Annotated in this window: 14 protein-coding genes and 2 other annotated features; of the genes, 3 read left to right on the top strand and 11 right to left on the bottom strand. The window is 53.7% G+C overall.

The window, feature by feature from the left end:
• Positions 1–149: 149 nt before the first annotated feature.
• The 3 genes from AC58P5_RS23510 to AC58P5_RS23520 all read right to left on the bottom strand — a co-directional run bounded on the left by AC58P5_RS23510 (position 150) and on the right by AC58P5_RS23520 (position 5,555).
• The gene (locus tag AC58P5_RS23510; protein WP_497390928.1) at positions 150–1,901 is read right to left on the bottom strand and encodes a methyl-accepting chemotaxis protein; all 1,752 of its coding nucleotides are present in this window, start codon (positions 1,899–1,901) and stop codon (positions 150–152) included.
• 46 nt (positions 1,902–1,947) lie between these two features.
• Positions 1,948–3,699 (bottom strand): alpha-glycosidase, encoded by a 1,752-nt coding sequence (locus tag AC58P5_RS23515; RefSeq protein ID WP_497390930.1) that lies wholly within the window; start codon positions 3,697–3,699, stop codon positions 1,948–1,950.
• A gap of 305 nt (positions 3,700–4,004) precedes the next feature.
• Positions 4,005–5,555, bottom strand: coding sequence for a 2-isopropylmalate synthase (locus tag AC58P5_RS23520; RefSeq protein ID WP_497390932.1), 1,551 nt, complete (start codon positions 5,553–5,555; stop codon positions 4,005–4,007).
• Positions 5,556–5,669: 114 nt separating this feature from the next.
• Positions 5,670–5,957, bottom strand: a binding site (T-box leader).
• A 254-nt stretch (positions 5,958–6,211) separates the two neighbouring features.
• Positions 6,212–6,559, bottom strand: a binding site (T-box leader).
• Positions 6,560–6,907: 348 nt separating this feature from the next.
• On the opposite strand from AC58P5_RS23520, the gene AC58P5_RS23525 reads away from it, so the two are divergent.
• Positions 6,908–7,864, top strand: a complete 957-nt coding sequence (locus tag AC58P5_RS23525) for a macrolide 2'-phosphotransferase (protein ID WP_497390934.1) — start codon at positions 6,908–6,910, stop codon at positions 7,862–7,864.
• Between the two features lie 219 nt (positions 7,865–8,083).
• Here the strand turns inward: AC58P5_RS23525 and tsaD are convergent, their stop codons facing one another.
• From tsaD to AC58P5_RS23555, 6 genes are all read right to left on the bottom strand, one after another.
• Positions 8,084–9,109: a tRNA (adenosine(37)-N6)-threonylcarbamoyltransferase complex transferase subunit TsaD gene (gene tsaD, locus AC58P5_RS23530; RefSeq protein WP_497390936.1), complete on the bottom strand. Its 1,026-nt coding sequence runs from the start codon at positions 9,107–9,109 to the stop codon at positions 8,084–8,086.
• A gap of 51 nt (positions 9,110–9,160) precedes the next feature.
• Complete coding sequence (rimI, locus tag AC58P5_RS23535; protein ID WP_497391299.1) at positions 9,161–9,604, bottom strand: ribosomal protein S18-alanine N-acetyltransferase; 444 nt, start codon at positions 9,602–9,604, stop codon at positions 9,161–9,163.
• Positions 9,605–9,674: 70 nt separating this feature from the next.
• Positions 9,675–10,682 carry a tRNA (adenosine(37)-N6)-threonylcarbamoyltransferase complex dimerization subunit type 1 TsaB gene (gene tsaB, locus AC58P5_RS23540; RefSeq protein WP_497390938.1) on the bottom strand — a complete coding sequence of 336 codons (1,008 nt, stop codon included), beginning with the start codon at positions 10,680–10,682 and terminating at the stop codon, positions 9,675–9,677.
• The gene (tsaE, locus tag AC58P5_RS23545) at positions 10,679–11,152 is read right to left on the bottom strand and encodes a tRNA (adenosine(37)-N6)-threonylcarbamoyltransferase complex ATPase subunit type 1 TsaE (protein ID WP_497390940.1); all 474 of its coding nucleotides are present in this window, start codon (positions 11,150–11,152) and stop codon (positions 10,679–10,681) included. The genes tsaB and tsaE overlap by 4 nt, the downstream gene beginning before the upstream one ends.
• Before the next feature lie 15 nt (positions 11,153–11,167).
• Positions 11,168–12,199: a thiamine-phosphate kinase gene (gene thiL / locus AC58P5_RS23550; protein ID WP_497390942.1), complete on the bottom strand. Its 1,032-nt coding sequence runs from the start codon at positions 12,197–12,199 to the stop codon at positions 11,168–11,170.
• 164 nt (positions 12,200–12,363) lie between these two features.
• Entirely contained in the window at positions 12,364–12,561 is a 198-nt protein-coding gene (locus AC58P5_RS23555) for a hypothetical protein (protein WP_497391301.1), read from the bottom strand.
• Between the two features lie 191 nt (positions 12,562–12,752).
• Between AC58P5_RS23555 and ku the strand changes: the two genes are divergently transcribed.
• Entirely contained in the window at positions 12,753–13,619 is an 867-nt protein-coding gene (ku, locus tag AC58P5_RS23560; protein WP_497390944.1) for a non-homologous end joining protein Ku, read from the top strand.
• A gap of 67 nt (positions 13,620–13,686) precedes the next feature.
• On the opposite strand, the gene AC58P5_RS23565 is transcribed toward ku, so the two are convergent.
• Positions 13,687–14,103: an ATP dependent DNA ligase gene (locus AC58P5_RS23565; RefSeq protein WP_497390946.1), complete on the bottom strand. Its 417-nt coding sequence runs from the start codon at positions 14,101–14,103 to the stop codon at positions 13,687–13,689.
• A gap of 146 nt (positions 14,104–14,249) precedes the next feature.
• Positions 14,250–15,200: an ATP-dependent DNA ligase gene (locus AC58P5_RS23570; RefSeq protein WP_497390948.1), complete on the bottom strand. Its 951-nt coding sequence runs from the start codon at positions 15,198–15,200 to the stop codon at positions 14,250–14,252.
• A gap of 697 nt (positions 15,201–15,897) precedes the next feature.
• Here AC58P5_RS23570 and AC58P5_RS23575 point away from each other — a divergent pair.
• The gene (locus tag AC58P5_RS23575) at positions 15,898–16,812 is read left to right on the top strand and encodes a phosphotransferase (RefSeq protein WP_068531634.1); all 915 of its coding nucleotides are present in this window, start codon (positions 15,898–15,900) and stop codon (positions 16,810–16,812) included.
• Positions 16,813–17,320: the final 508 nt, after the last annotated feature.

A 17,320-nucleotide genomic window follows, 5' to 3' on the forward strand; every position in this document is an offset into this window, starting at 1 on the left:
GCAAAAAAGAGGCCAAACGGCCTCTTTTTTTGTACCTGTGGTTAGGATTCTTAACCTAAGCTTTATAAGCGGTGATTCGCTCCCCGTTACCGCGCCAGGCGAATCCGATGAATCCTTCGGTCAACCATCTTCCGCCCGAGCCCCGCCGATTACAGCTTAAACCGGCTGATGCTCTGCTTAAGCTCCCGGGACATATCGCTCAGCGCACCGGCCGAAGCGGAAATATCCTCCATGGAAGCGAGCTGCTCTTCCGAAGAAGCGGCGACGGTCTGGGAGCTTTCCACCGTCTGCTGGTTCGTGTGGGACAGCTCCGAGATGGACGCGGCTACTTCTTCCGTTCCCGCGGACATCTGCTGCGAGGACGAGGAAACCTCCAAAATCTGCTTCGCCAGCTCGTCCATATGATTGACAATGCGCTGGAAAGCTTCCCCGCTCTCGGACACGAGCTTCGTCATCTCCGTCACTTCTTCGGCCGTATGGTTCATCGCGCCCACGGCTTGACCCGTACCGGTGCGGATCGTGACGACCAGCTCGGCGATTTTATCCGAGGACTGCTTGGACTGCTCGGCAAGCTTGCGGATTTCATCGGATACGACCGAGAAGCCGCGTCCGTGTTCCCCTGCCCGCGCAGCTTCGATTGCCGCATTCAGCGCCAGCAGGTTCGTCTGATTCGCAATATCCGAGATCAGCGCCGTAATGCCGCCGATCTCCTCGGACAGCTGCGCAAGCTGGTTCATCGATTCCACCGAATGCTGCACCGTTTCGTTCATCCGGCTCATCTGCTTCACGTTGTGCTGAATCATCCCGTTGCCGCGCGCCGCCTCTTCGGAAGCGGATTCGGAAGACTGCGCCGCATAGCCCGCGGATTCGGCAATCCGCTGAATGCCCGTCGCCATCTCTTCCATGGCGTTCGAGCTTTCCTGCGTGCTCTGCAGCTGGCGCTCCGCTCCGGACGCTACCTGCTCGATCGCCGTTGCGATTTGATGCGTGGCCTGCGTCGTCTGTTTCGCGTTGGTGTCCAGCACCTCCGCGGCATGACTAACCTGGTCGGAAGACTCCCGGATGCCCAGGATAAGGCTGTGGATGCTTGCGGTCATCGCGTTGAAGTTCCGGGCAAGAATACCGAACTCGTCTTCGCTGCGGACCGGAATGGAGACCGCCAGATTGCCTTCCGCCACTTCCAGCGACAAACGGGAAAGCTCCCCGATCGGCTTGAGAATCCTGCGGGTGAATAAACCCAGGAGAAAGGCGAACAGCAGAGCGGCGCCCAAATAAAAGGCCAGGCTCATGAGCAGTCTTTTGTTCAAATCCCAGGATAGCGTATCATAGTCGAAGTCAATCCCGACATAAGCCATTGTTTTGCCGGCCTCGTCCGCAATGGGGCTCAGAATGGTCACCCATTCCCCCGCCTGATCGGCATATACCGGCGTTACGCCCTGGCCTCCGGTCTTTTTAACTTCCTCGAAGGCTTTCGTGTACTGCTCGGTGAAAACGTAATCCGACAAAGGCTTCAGCCCCGCCTTATCCAACGTCTCGTTCGCGGCGATAACCGTCAGAGCCTTTTTGCCGTCCGCCGTTTTTTCTTCCGGGTAGTATAAAGCGACGTTCGCCATATCCCCTTCTTTTACGTAATGTTCCAACATCGTGCGGAGCGCTTGAAGCTCAGTGGCCGCAGCATCGGGTTTTCCTGCGCTTTTCATTTGATCCATCGCTTTTGTAAGGAGAGGGAGCTGCTGCTCCCATCCCAGTTCCACGGCCCGCTCAATCGATTTGAGCTGGGCAAAGTAATCGCTTCTCTGCGATAAATACGTCAAGGTCATGATCAAGGCGCAAAGGACCACCACCATTGCTGCCATCATCGCGATCATTTTCACCGTCACGCTTCGTTTTAAGTATTTCATAGTTCCCCCCAAATAGTTAGATAGGAACTATATCGACAGCATTCGACTATTTTTTTAACGTTCTATACAAAATTCTATAGCCAAGCTCCTCCAGCTCGATATGCATCACGCCGTCCACCGGCTTGACCTCTTCCTGCGAAAGCGCATCGCGCCAATCTTCCGCCACCATAGGGTGCTGCAGCGTAATCCGCTCCTCGGTATTGTTCATCCAGATCGTAAAATGCGTATGGGCGTCGATCCGCTCGTAAATGATGCAGGGATCGCCGTGATCCGCTTTCAGAAACCGGAAGCTGCCTTCCCGGAGCGCCCGGTTTTCCTTCCGCAGGTGGATCAGCAGTTTGTAGAAATCCAGCAGCTCACGGTCCTGCATATCGGGATGCCATTCCATACACTGGCGGCAGTCCGGATCACCTTCTCCCTGAATCCCCACTTCGTCGCCGTAAAAAATACACGGCGTCCCCATGTACGTCATCAGGAAGACTACACACAGTTTCAGTCTTCTTTTGTCGCCGCCTACTCTCGTCAAAACACGCGGAGTGTCGTGGCTGCACAGCAGGTTGAAAACGACCTCGTTGGCCTGCTTCGGATACCGCATCAGCAGGAAGCCCATGCTGCTCGCGAAGGAGTAGCCGTCCATGCCCGGACCCGAGAAGAATTCCAGCACTTTGTCCGAGAACGGATAGTTCATGACGGAATCGAACTGGTCGCCCAGCAGCCACATCAGGGAATCGTTCCATACCTCCCCGACAATGTAAGCTTCCGGATTGGCTGTTTTGACCACCTGCCTGAATTCACGCCAAAAGCGGTGATCGATTTCATCGGCGACATCCAGCCGCCAGCCGTCGATTCCAATCTCCTCGATCCAGTACTTGGCTACATCGAGCAGATACTTTTTCACTTCGGGATGGGCGGTATTGAACTTCGGCATGCCTTCGAAAAAGCCGAACGTATCGTACGTGGGAACCCCGTCTTTTACGGCAACCGGGTATTCGTTGATATGGAACCAGTCGGCAAAGGCGGACTGCTCCCCTTTCTCCTTCACATCCTGAAAAGCGGGAAATTCCAGTGCGCTGTGGTTGAAAACCGCATCCAGCATGACCCGGATTCCACGCTCGTGGCAGGTCGCGACCACTTTCTTCAGCAGAGCGTTATCGCCGAAATGAGGGTCCACCTGCGTATAATCCAGCGTATCGTACTTGTGGTTGGAAGGAGACTTGAACACCGGCGTGAAATAGATCGCATTGATGCCGAGGTCTACGAGATAATCGAGATGATCGAGCACTCCCTGCAGGTCTCCGCCGAAAAAGTTTTCCCGCTCCGGCTTTCCGCCCCACGGCTGCACGCCTTCGGGATCGTTACCCGGGTCTCCGTTGGCAAAGCGCTCCGGGAAGATCTGATAAAAGATCGCATCCTTCGCCCAGGCAGGAGGACTGAAAAGGTCTATTTCATGAATATACGGGAACGCGTAATAGCCGCCGGGCGGATAAGGCTGCTCGGAATGAATACCGGTTTCCGTCATCCACAGCCGCTCGTCTCCGGCACTCAGCCTGAAGCAGTAGGACAGGCGTTTGTAGCTAGGCACCACTTCCGCCTCCCAATAATCGAACAGAGAATCCGAAGCGTTTTTAGTCATGGAAATTTCCTGGTAAAAGGTGTCCCAATCGTATTTATCGCTGGCGATCACCGTAACTTCATCCACGTCGTCCCTTTGTGTACGGACTCTCAAGTGAATCGTTTTGTTGTCATACGCATAAGCCCAGTTGCTTCTCGTCCCATGATAGAAGGCTTCTCTATTCATTCAGGCTCACTCCCTGCGGATAAGTTTTGCCTTTTATATACACATTTTTTTCCACCGCCGAACCATATTTTTTATCCACACATTCATCCACAATTAAAATATAAAAAAGCGCCGGATTTTCGGCGCTTTAAGCACTTATGAACAGGTTTATCCACATTATCCACAGTTTCCTTTAAAAATGTTATCCGAGAGTTATACGGAAAAGCGAGAAAAAGCGGGAGCCTGAAAAATACGGAGTTTTTCGAGTTATGCACATTATCCACAGGGGGTGTGCATAAGTTCTTCACACCCACCCTGTTAATAATTTAAGCCATTAAGGGTACACCTTGTGAAGCATTCGGATTGGCCCGCACGGCCTGGTTGCAGGCCGAAAGGTAAGCTTTGGCCGCCGCAAATAATATATCTACATCCAGGCCTGAGCTTTTATAAGTCTGCGTGCCGCAGGATACCGTCACTGTCGCTTCGCCGGTCGCTTTTTCGCTGGCGGACAAGGAGTACAGCTCCAGATCGGCGAAGGTCACATCCATCGGCACCGCTTGGCGGATGCAGTTGACGATCGCTTCGATCGGTCCGTCGCCGGTACCCGACCAGGTTGCCTCTGCTCCGCTCTCGTTATCGCGGATGGTGGCCGATGCCACCCGGCTGCGGTCGCTGGAGCTGACGACTTGGAGCTGCACCAGCGAGAAGCGCTCTGCCGCGGAAGCTCCCGCGTCACCGACCAGACTCAGCAGCTCGTCGTCCGTGACGTGCTTCTGCTCGTCGGCCATGTCCTTGAAGCGGGCGTACACGTCTTCTAAGGATTGGGCGTCCAGATCGACACCGTACTGGCCGATCCGGTGCTTGAGCGCGTGACGGCCGGAATGCTTGCCCAGAATGATCATCGAACGAGGAATTCCCAGCTTTTCAGGCTCCATGATTTCGTAGGTGCTGCGGTTTTTCAGCAATCCGTCCTGATGGATGCCCGACTCGTGCTGGAAGGCATTGCGGCCGACGACCGGCTTGTTGAACGCGATCGGCATATTCATCATCCGGCTGACCATCGTCGATGTATTGTAGATTTCCTCCAAAGCGATGCCGGTTTCCATGTTCAGCGTGTCTTTGTGCGTTTCGATCGCCATAACGATCTCTTCCAGTGAACAGTTGCCCGCCCGCTCTCCGATGCCATTGACGGATACTTCCACATAGTTCGCCCCGTTGCGGATGGCCGCCAGACTGTTCGCAACCGCAAGCCCCAGGTCGTTGTGGCAGTGGGTGCTGAATTCCACCTTGTCGGCGCCTCTCGCATGCTTCCGTACATCCGAGAACATCTTGCCGTAATCCTCCGGCATGGCGTAACCGACGGTATCCGGCAGGTTGATGATCGTTGCGCCCTCGGCGATGACCGCTTCCACCAGCTCATACAAATACTCCCGGCCCGTACGGCTGGAATCCATGGCCGTAAATTCGATCCGCTCGCAGAACTGCTTCGCGTAGGCAACCATCTGGCGCGCTTCCGCCAGCACCTGCTCGCGCGATTTGCGGAGCTGGAAGTCCAGGTGAATATCCGACGAGGAGATAAACATATGGATGCGGCGCAAAGCCGCGTCCTGAGTCGCCTTCACCGCGGCGTCGATGTCGATCTTGACCGCACGCGCGAAGCCGCAGATTTCCACCCCCTGCAGCTCTCGGGAAATCTGCTGAACCGCGGCGAAGTCGCCAGGACTCGAGATCGGGAAGCCCGGTTCGATCGTATCCACGCCCATTTTCACAAGCTGCCGCGCGATACGGACCTTTTCTTCGGGATACAAGGAACATCCCGGCGCCTGCTCGCCGTCTCTCAAAGTCGTGTCAAAAATTTTAATTTGCCGTTTCGTCATTTTCGTTATCCTCCTGATTACCCGTTTCGGGTTTATTAAAAACTCCTTGCGGGAGTTTTATAAGAACATGCCGGCCTCGGTCGCCCTGAGCATGCAAAAAAGCCGCCGTCTCCAGAAAGAGACGACGGCTGTGCCGGCGCGGTACCACTCTTGTTGACTCTCCACACGGGAAAGTCCGCTTACGGCAGCGAATACGAAAGGGTCTTACCCTTCATCCGCTGCGCGCCCGATAACGGAGGCCAACCGTTTGCAAGCTTGAGTCACGGCCGCCGCTCAAGCGGCATTCGTAACGTTCGGCTCCCGGCTCCCAAGCGAGTTCCCATCCCTTACGGACTGCGTCGCACCTTCCCGCAGCTCTCTGTACCGTTACCGGATCGTACTACTCTTGTTCATTGCCTTTGTGAATATACTTTTGGGCTATACAAGTGATGCAATTTCCCGGGCATCCTGCTGCTAACCGGCTGTCCCGCTCTGTTCTGCTTGCGATGCTCGCCAGGCTGTGCCTGCAGCATTCTTGCTTCGCTCGTACGATCGACAGGTGATCACCGTCGTTCCGCCTTGCTCAGCCTATGTCCATCTATCTCACTGTTGTTTATCGAAGCTGTCTGCACATCCGTATTCTTCCAAGGATGCAAAAAAGACCTGCCGTCTCTAACTTAAGAGACGACAGGCCGTTAGCCTTCCGCGTTACCACTCTCATTGATCCGCCGTAAGGCGAATCCACTCGATGCTTTTGGAATCAAGTCGGCCGGTATCCGGATACCGGGACGTTCCAATCGCTGCCCGATCACGGGGGCCAGCCGTTAAAACTTACTTCGCCGGATGCTTCGAAGACTTCGGACCTGACCGATGGGACATCTGTCTCACGGATTCAGGACGGCTTGCCGGCGTTGTTCAGTTTTACCGCTCCCGGGCGAGTTCAGGGTTCATCCGGCTGCGTTGCACCAACCCGCAGCTCTCTGTGCGACATGAATGACCTTACTTTTCCCGTTCGTTGCGTGTACGGTTTGAACTTGTTGTGATTATAATATGCGCGAAAACACAAAGTCAATACTCAATGTCAAAATGTTCAAAATTTTAAGCGAGGGCGGAAACAATTCGCTAACTAAAACTCGCCCGTTGCCGGGGCTTCATCCCAATGGTAAGGTTAACATGGGGATTTCCCCTAAGATCGATAGGAGGGCGTTTAACATGGTTATCCACTTCATGCGAATCAGGTAAATGCGAGTCACACTGACACACCACACCTGCTCTTTTTTCAAAACGAGAGATCAGGCTTATTTGTGCTGCCCCGTAAGGATGCTTTCATAAGATTCGATTACTTGATTAAAGATGAAGAGGTGCTATCCGATATGAACGACTCCGTAAAAAAATCAATACCGTTAACGGAACAAGAACAACTCAACCAATTCCGCCTCCTGGCGGCAAAATATAATCTGGAACTGGACCTCTCGCAGCCTGTGGAACTGAACGATTCCGGTCTGGACTTTCTGGCGGCGACCGCCCGCTCGACAGACGGCGCATCCTGGATACTTCGTATTCCTAGGAGACCGGACGTTATACAATCAGCCGCTTACGAAGCTAACGTGCTGCAGCTTGTAGGCCGTTTGCTGCCCGTTGCCGTTCCCGGCTGGCAAATCAACCGGCCTGACCTCATTGCCTACCGCAGACTGCCCGGAACGCCCGCGGCCACCGTGGATGCCGCTGCCAAAACCTATACGTGGCACATAGATCCCGGGGCACTTCCCCCCGAGTTCGTTCAATCCCTTGCCGCAGCAATGGCCGTCCTGCACCGGATAGACGGCCGTAGCGCCGAACAAGCGGGCCTGTTAGCCGTAGAAGCCGTTGACCTGAGAGCAGCCGCTGCGGCACGCATGGAAATCGTCCGGCAGGCCTTCGGCGTTTCGGACGAACTTTGGGAACGCTGGCAGGCTTGGCTCGCGGATGCTTCCTACTGGCCGCAGCATACCTCGCTAATCCACGGCGACCTTCATCCCGGCCACATCCTGGTCGACGAAAACCAACGGGTTTGCGGACTGCTGGACTGGACGGAAGCGGAGTGCGGAGACCCCGCTACGGACTTTGCCCTGTATTCCGCCGTTTTCGGCGAAGAAGCCTTGTCCCGTCTGCTGGAGGAATATGAAAAAGCAGGCGGACGCATCTGGCCGAGAATGAAGGAGCACATTGCCGAAGTGCTCGGGTCCTACGCCGTCACCATCGGCTTGTTCGCCCTTAAATCCGGTCTTGAAGAATATGCCGACATGGCACGCGAAGCTCTGGGAGTGCCTGTTCATACGTCGGCGGATTAAAATCCAGTTGATGCTGCATCAAGAGTTTTACGATAGGTGAAATTCTGAATGGCTTCTAACTTTCCATCCATAGCGCACACCAAAATGGCGCGATGAATAAACAAAGACAGCCCCGGATGCTTAAAGCTTATCTCGGAGGCTGTCTTTGTTTGTTTATTTTGTTAACCCGCTAAACGAAGCAGGGGTAAACTTTCCAACTATCCGTGAGAGAGCCTAAGCTCAGTATCCCCACTTCTCCAGGCTCAGCACCGGCTCCGCCTTAAACTCCGGCCCCGTGATATCCCCGCGGTTCCATTTGAGGAACGCAGCGGCCCCGATCATGGCGGCATTGTCGGAGCAGAGGTCCATCGGCGGCAGCAGCAGGGGCACGCCAAGCTCCGCGCAGCGCTTCGTCAGCCCTTCGCGGAGTCCGCGGTTGGCCGCCACTCCCCCTGCCAGCAGAAGCTGCTTGGCGCCGTATTCCCGGACGGCCCGCGCGGCCTTCTCTACCAGCACGTCCACCACGGAGGACTGAAAGCCTTTGGCGACATGGGCCGCCACGGGCTCCTCTCCGCGCATACGCGACTGGTTAAGGACGTTAAGTACCGCGGATTTCAAGCCGCTGAAGCTGAAATCATAGGAGTCGTCCAGCCAGGCACGGGGCATCGGAATTTCCCCGTCCGCTTCCTGGGCGAGGCGGTCAATGTGCGGACCGCCCGGATAAGGAAGCTTCAAGGCTCGCGCCACTTTGTCGTACGCTTCGCCGGCCGCGTCGTCACGCGTCTGGCCGATGATCTTGAAGCTACCTTCGCTCTCCATATACACAAGCTCGGTGTGGCCGCCGGAAACGACAAGCGAAACCAGCGGATATTCCAGCTTGTGGACAAGCTGATTCGCATAAATATGCCCGGCGATATGATGCACGCCGATCAGAGGCAGACCGAGCGAGAAAGCCAGCGCTTTACTCGCCACTACGCCGACAAGCAGAGAGCCGACCAGACCGGGCCCCTGGGTGACCGCGATAGCGGACATGTCTTTCATCGCAAGGCCCGCCTGATCGAGCGCTTCCTGCAAAATCCAGGTAATGCTCTCGACATGCTGCCGGGAAGCGATTTCGGGCACAACGCCGCCGAAGCGCCGGTGGGTTTCGATCTGGCTTGAAACCACATTGGACCGGATAACGGTCCCGTTCTCTATCACCGCTGCGGATGTCTCGTCGCAGCTTGTTTCAATGGCCAGAATGTACACAGGCTTTGTAGTGTTCATGAGGTTTTTTCATTCCCTTTTATCGAGTGCGAATAGGACGCTGCCGCCGCTTTAGGCGGGTTGATTCGTGTCGGGCAAATCCGCCCACATGATGATCGCGTCTTCGTTATTGTCGGTGTAATAGCCTTTGCGGACGCCGACGTACCGGAAGCCCATTTTATCGTAAAGGCGCTGAGCGATGTGATTCGACGCGCGGACTTCCAGGGTCATGCGGACCGCCCCCAGCGATTTTGCCTTGGATTGCAGCTGGTGCACGAGCGGAACTCCCAGCTTGCGGCCGCGGAACCGGCTGGATATCGCGATGTTGGTCACATGGGCCTCATCCATAATGAGCCACATGCCCCCGTATCCCGCAATGACGCCGTCTACCATCATCACCGTATAATGGGCAAAATGATTGCTCGTCAGCTCGTTGTGAAAAGCGCCCGCCGACCAGGGCGTCGTAAAGGCTTCCTGCTCAATTTCGCAAATGTGCGGGATGTCGTCCAGCCTCATCACACGGAAAATCGGGGTTGAAGCAGGCTGCTCCCATCTTCGTTCGTCCAAAGAACCCCTCCCCTTTCCGTCAGGATTTGGCCTTAGCCATCAGATTCACTTCAGCCTCCGTAAGCTGGGTGTAGTTCGGAACGAACGTATACTTGTCGATCGTTTCCCCGCGTTTTAACCGGGGCAAGCCAAGCAACCCTACCTCGGCCGCCGTCAAATCGTAAGGGAGGACGCGCACAGGGATGTTCAGCTCTGCCGCCGCCTGCGCAATCGTCTCTTCGAAAAAGGAAGTCTCCCCGACGAAAACGATCTCCTGAGGTTTTGCAAAACCCGAAGGCACCCTAAAAGTTCCGCCTTCGCCCGCGATTTGCGCCTCAGCCGTCCCGGAGGCTTCCGCTCCCCTCGCAGCGTCCCCAATGTGCCGCGTAAACTCCGTCACGAGGCGGATGCCGTCGGGCTGAAGCCGGGCCCATCTGTCGCCCGTGTTGCCCGATGCCAAGCTGCCGCTTACGCCTTCCGAGCCCGCAAGCTCAATGGCCGGCTCATTCCCCGCCGATGCGTAAAGCGCGGTAAAAGCCTGCCCCCGCCGGGCATTCATCAGGGGCACGAACCAGCGCACGGCACCGTCCGTACCGCCCCCGGCCGCATCGGCGAGCAAAGCGGTCCGCCCGCCCAGCGCCAGCGCCTCCAGACTGGAGACGGCGGCCGCCGGAATGCCGAGCGACCAGGCGAAGGTTTTCGCAACGGTTACCGCAATCCGTACTCCGGTATAAGATCCCGGCCCCTGGCCTGCCACGACCGCGGCAAGATCCTTCGGCCGAATACCGCGTGACGCGAGCAGCTCCTGCAAATGAGGCATGAGGTGAATCGAATGATTGCGTTCCACGATCGTGTGCTTTTCGCCGACTACGCGGCCGTCTCGAAGCAGGGCAACGGCCAGCGAAGCCGTGGACGTATCCAGCGCAAGCACATACCCGTTTCCGTCAAATACGGACCGGCTGCCGTCGCGGCCTTCACTATCTCCGGCCAGCGTAGAGTGCGTCACCTTTTCCCGCTCCTGCGTACTTTTTCCGTTCCCGCTGCTCATACCAACCATCCGTTCTCTTTCAAATTTGCGCACCAGCTCTCGTAAGGCTGTCCGGTCGGTTTCAAGCGGAACACCCGCTTGTCTTCCCCGCTGTGCTCGATATAAATTTCAAGCCGGTTCGGCGGCAATAATTCTTCCACCAGACTCGCCCATTCAATCAAAGTCAGGCCCTCTCCGTAAAAATATTCGTCCAGCCCCAAATCTTCGGCTTCTTCCAAAGAGATCCGGTAAACATCCATATGATAGAGAGGGAACTCTCGTCCCTCGTATTCTTTAATCAGCGTAAAAGTCGGGGAGTTGACAACGCCCTGCACCCCGATCGATTTAGCCACCGCCTGCGAAAAACGCGTTTTGCCCGCGCCAAGATCGCCGTCCAGCGCGATTACGGCGCCGGGACCCGCCAGCATTGCAAGCTGAGCTGCCAATGCTTCCGTGTCCCGTTCGTCTGCGGCTTTATATTGGTAAGCCATTTCCGTCGCTTCCTCTCATTTCGCAGCAAAGTGATTGTAGCCCCGCTTCGGCAGGGGCTGCACCGTCCCGTCCGGTCGTTGCAGCCGGACCCCTTCATCGGCGGTCGTCACACGTCCGATGACGTGCAGGGGCAGCCCCTCGCGCGCAAACGCTTCGCGGAGGGATGCCAGATCCGCTTCTGCGGCCGTGCCCAGAAGCTGGTAGTCCTCGCCGCCGTACAGCACCCACTCCAGCGGGTCGGCGGCCAGCTTCTCCGCGCAGGCGAGGAGCCCCTCCGCCAGCGGCAGCTTCTCCTCCGCGATGAGGAGCCCGACTCCCGAAGCCTCGGCGATTTCGCCGGCTTCGCTCGCGAGTCCATCGCTGATGTCGTTCAGCGCCCGGCATAGGCCCGTGCGCTGAAGCAGCTCCCCGGCCGCAGCCTGCGGCAGAGGCCGGGTGTGGGCGCGGACGAGCTCCGCCGCTTCGGCGGGCAGCTCGCCCCAATGCGCCGCGTTCGTGCCGCGGTGCAGGAGGTAGCTCAGCCCCGCGGCCGAGCCGCCGAGCGGCCCGGTCACGAAGACGGCGTCGCCCGGCTTCGCGCCGCTGCGCAGCAGAGCCCGGCCTGCGGGGACTTCGCCCAGAATCGTGACGGTCAGCACGATTCCGCCGCGCGTGGACGTCGTGTCGCCGCCGATGACGGCCACACCGAACAAGTCCGCGCACTCATACAATCCGGCGTAAATGCGCCGGATCTGTTCCGTGTCGGCATCCTTCGGCAAAGATAGCGCGACAAGCGCATAACGCGCCTTCGCGCCCATCGCGGCCATATCGCTGATGTTCGAAGCCATCGCTTTAAATCCGATGTCCTCATCCCGCATCGTCACAGGCAGGAAATGAATCCCTTCGGTCATCGTGTCGCAAGAGGCGACAAGCTGCATGCCGGGAGACAAAGCCGTAACGGCCGCATCGTCTCCGATGCCGACGACAACTCCTTGCGAACGCATTCCGTCCGCCTGCTGTCTGTCCCCCGTCAGCAGGCGGATCAGGCCGAATTCGTCATGCTGCATAGATGCCGCTCCTCCGGTTTGGTTTGCCTCCTATTATAGCCCTCTCTCCTTCCTCTAGCAACCGGGATATGCGGGTTCCGCCAAGGCACCGCCGCCCTTCCGACTCCTTCCCGTCCCGCAAAAAAAAGCGCCTGCATGTACTTTCCTTCATGCAGGCGCCGTCCTCACTCTTCCTTGTCATCCGTTACGGATTCGGGATATCCCATCGTATCCGTGGTGGATTCCTCGATCAGACCGTTGTGAACCGTAACCTGGCCGCCGCCAAGCCCTTCATTGATCATCCGGTCGATGTCCATGTAATAGTCGTCCCGGCCCTGATGGTTGCCGTCTTTGACTTCTTTTTGCTGATTGTCGTCTCCCATTTCATTCACCTCCACTCTCCGGAGTAAACCTGGCTCCGGTTAGCGTGGCACAAATCCGCCTAAAGCATTCATATCCGGCGAATTTTTTGGACATACTGATCCTAAAAAGAAGTTTGGTCACTGAGCGGCCGGTCCCATGCGGATCCATACAATAAGCCCGTTACGCGGGTACCCTTAGGAGGTTTCCCCTCATGCATACGGTCTGGAAAGGCGCCATCAGCTTCGGTCTGGTGCACGTTCCCGTCAAAATGTTCTCGGCTACGGAAGAGAAAGACATCTCCATGCGTTACATTCATAAACGCTGCACCACCCCGCTTTCTTACGTAAGAAAATGCACCACCTGCGACACGGAAGTGGAGTGGGCGGAAATTACGAAGGGCTACGAATACGAGCCCGGCCGCTTCGTTCTTTTTGAGAAAGAAGAACTGGAGCAAATCTCCGGAGAAGCGACTAAAGAAATTAAAATCCTGGATTTTGTCAATTTGACCGACATCGATCCCATTTATTTTCAGAAGACTTACTACCTCTCTCCGGGAGATACGGGGGCCAACGCCTACAATCTGCTGCTCGAATCGATCAAACAGACCGGCAAAATCGGGATCGCCACCATTTCCATCCGTTCCAAAAGCAGTCTCGCCGCCGTCCGGGTTATCGATAACTGCATCGCTTTGGAGACGATTTTCTACCCGGATGAGATTCGCGCAATCGGTCAGGTTCCCAATCTTCCGGAAGCCTCGAACGTGAATGACAAAGAGCTTACGATGGCAAAAATGCTGATCGAACAGCTGTCTACGCCGTTCGAGCCGGAGAAGTACCAGGACGATTACCGGAGCGCTTTGATGGAAGCGATCCAGCAGAAAGTCGCCGGCGAAGAGGTCCAGGTCGCTCCGGAGCAGAAACGCACCAACGTGATCGACCTGATGTCCGCGCTGCAAGCGAGCCTCGAAGCAGTCAAGCCCGTCGCGGCGGACAAGTCGGACGCCAAGGCCAAAGCGAAGCCCAAAGCCGCGGCCAAACCGCGCAAGCCGAAGGAGAAGGCGAAGGAAACGGTGTCCTGAGCCCGCACACAGGAAACAACAGCAGAAACGAGCCGCCTATTCGGGGGCTCGTTTTTGTTGTGCCGGCTTACTTTTCCCGCAGGAACGTACATTCCTCGGGAGCAACGGATAGAAAAGCCTGGATACTCGGCTGCCGCAGGGTCAGATACCGGGTCCATTCCATGAACTGGATCTTAACGGTTAACCGCGGCTGCAGCCAGGCGGCCTCCCTGCTCCGTTCCGGTTCGTTAATAAACGGCCTCTCCGGCACGATAAGAGGCTTCGTTAAAGCCGTCAGGTCGATCCAATCCTGGCGGCTCAGCTTGCCGGTCCCCGCGTGTCCGATGTATACCAGCTGCCCCTCTTCGTTATACAGACCGAGCAGAATCGCATTCACGACACCTGAGCGATACGTCACTCCGCCGATAACCGCATTCACATCCAGGTAGTTTTTATGTTTGCGCCAGCGGTGATCTTTGCCTTTGAGCGCATAAGTACTCCCCAAATCTTATTGAAGTATCTACATAAAAGTTATGGACATTAATCGTAAAAATTTATATCTTTTCTTGTTTTATAAGGGTAACAAATGTTAATAAATACATGTACATAAATAATGCGTTGTACATTAAGTCATGAATTATGTACACTCACTTACTTGTGTATTTGATTTATTGTGCATTCATTTTTATCAATATCAACAATAGTTTGAATACTTGGGTGTCTCATTGAACCACCGGGAGTAAATTCAAGATATTCAACCTTCACGGTTAACTCTGGCTTCACCCAAATAACATCTTTGGATTTCTCAGGATCATTTGAGAATGGACATTTTGTTGAAACAATCTTATTCGTTTGTTCAGTGAGGAATGCCCAATCATGACGTGTTAATTTCCCTGTACCTGCACTACCGATATAAATAAAGTCATCTTTAGAGGTATACAGACCTAATAAAAGTGAATTAACAATGTGATTAGTTCGTGTTACCCCACCTACAACTGCAAATAAATCATTCACAATCTTATGTTTTCTCCATCGATCATCTTTACCATTTATTCTGTATCTACTGGAGAGGTCCTTATAAACTACACCCTCCATTTGATATTGACCCATAAGATTAAAAAGAGCTGGTCCATCGCTGAAGTTTTGTACAATTTGTATATTATTTCTGGGTACGATAATTTGATCAAGCAGTTGTTGTCTGTATTCTAATGATTTATCAGTAACCCAGGTGCCGTTGTAAAACAAGATGTCAAAAATCATATAGGTCACAGGTGTTATGTTTAAGGAATGACTTATACTTTGTTCTTGTTTCAAACGATCCCTTTTCATAACTTCATGAAAGGAAGGCTTAGTGTTGTCAAAGGCAATGACCTCTCCATCAAGAATGACAGAATCAGCTTTGCAGAAGGAGTTAGTGTCAAGTAACTCAGGATACTGTACTGTACGATTATTCAATCTCCGATTGAATAATCGAGATTCATTTCCATCACAGTAGTGTAAAAGTCTTACCCCATCCCATTTTACTTGGGCCACCCAGTTAGTTCCTGATGGAGGATTCTGCATCCTAGTTGGTTCAAATGGAATGACTGGATCTAGTACCATAACTTATCCCGCCCCCTTGTATTCTTAAATTTCATTCTTTCCATTTTTAGAATTTTTATGGATAGGACCATTTAAACTCACAAAAATAGTAAAAAGAAATACCGAAGGACTACCACTTCAGTGGAACAGTCCTTCGGTATTTCAAGTTAGGAAGAAGGTAATTCAATGTGGTATTTAACATATTGGGATGTTAACTTGGTTAAAATTAGACCAAATAGTGATCGTTATCATAGAGACAGTAAAAGTTACTATGAGCCATTTATAGAGAAATTTAAAACTGGAGGAAGCAGAAATCGGACACTTTCTAATATGATTTTCCTAAATAGTTATTTATAGGAAAAACTGCTGTACTCCTTCAAATATAAGCACTCTTCGCCAACGCCTCTATGTTTTCTTATCCAAAGTACGAATATTCTGAGCTTAAAATTTGTTTTGGAAATGACAGTGATGAAAAGAGAGCGACCGAAGACTGTTAAAATGATTTTGACGAGAGGGTCTTATTGGCTAAAGGGTAGATAATATTCATTTTAATACTTAGAAACAAGACTAAGCTAACAGGAAACGATAGCTCAATAATACGAAGAAAGCAGCTGATCAATTTGATCGGCTGCTTTTGTTCAACTAACGGGCAGTTATGCGTAACTTCCAGGGAATGTAAACGTCTAAATAAAGTAAGGAACGAGGAGGCAGACATTTCATGGGAGGAACGAATGTATGGGATGCGGAGTGGGAGGTTAACGAAGAGCAGGCGCGGACGCTGATCGGCAGACAATTCCCTCAGCTGTCATCGAAGCAAGTGAAGCGATTGGGCTGGGGCTGGGACAATACGGTTTTTCTCATCGGTGACGAGTACGTGTTCCGGTTTCCAAGAAGAACGATTGCAGTTGGCTCGATTCGCATGGAAGGGAAGCTGCTGCCGAAGCTGGAGGCATATATGACCATCCCCTATCCGAAACCGTTGTTTTATGGCGAAGCAAGTGACGAATACCCGGCACCATTTCTTGGCTATGCCTACGTGCCAGGAGATTTCCCCATCGGTTTGACGGAAGAACGCCGGGCTTTATCGGCAGAGACGCTGGCGAAATTTTTGCGGAGATTGCATGAGTTTCCGGTGCAGGCGGCGCTGAAGTGCGGAGTTCAGCAAGATCATCGAAGCTTGACGGACATAGCATCGCGCAAAGTGAAATTGGAGGGCTTTCTATCGAAGGTGGTTGAACACTTGTCGCCGGAGGAGTCCGGTGTGATCGAAGCGTATATTAGCAGGCTGCAAACGGACCGTGTCGAGGCGGTGAATGCACTGCTACATGGCGATCTTCATTTCAAAAATATGCTTGTGAATGAGAACGGGATCGTTTCCGGCATCATTGATTGGGGCGATCTGAGCGTAGGCCATCCGGCTTGCGATTTGAGCGTTGCTTACAGCTTTTTACCACCTTACGCTCGCGGCGTGTTTTTCGAAACTTACGGAGGAGCGGACGAGGAAACGAAGCTGCTGGCGCGGCTGATCGCGGTATACATCCCCGTACTGATCTTGATGCAAGCGGTCGATGACGGGAATGAAGCGATTGCGGCAGAGGCGAAATCCAACATCATGCGAGCACTGTCGGATTAGGCTCATTATTTCGTTGCAGCTATGGGGCTATGGCTATCGGTACCATTTTGTCGTTTAAAGGCCGCGATAAGGTACGATTCGCCTTCTCTGATGCCGCTTTATGTTGAGGAACACGAAATTCAACAGAGTAAGTCGTTGCGCTAACGGGGAACGATAGTTGAACCCCAAGTTCATTCAGGCCGCCGATTTTCTTCAGTGGCTTTCGTGCATTAGTATAGTTTTGATTATGATCCTCTTGGAAGGTTGGCCAACACACACCGCAGCATGCTCCTTCGCATTTTTCGCCGATAGACCCGTTAACCTTATCACAAGTGACGGCGAAAATTGAGTTTTATGGGATCATTTAATCCAAACCTGCTCAAACTAACGGGCAGAATGCAAAAAATCGGAAGAAATCCTCTTTTGCATCAAGATCAACAATGGTAAAATTGGCACATGAATATAAAAAGAGCAGTATGATGCTTGTACTTCTTAATGGTTCACTTAAATCCGGTAAAACGTATAGTCT

This window comes from Paenibacillus sp. JT31N7 (assembly GCF_059692095.1).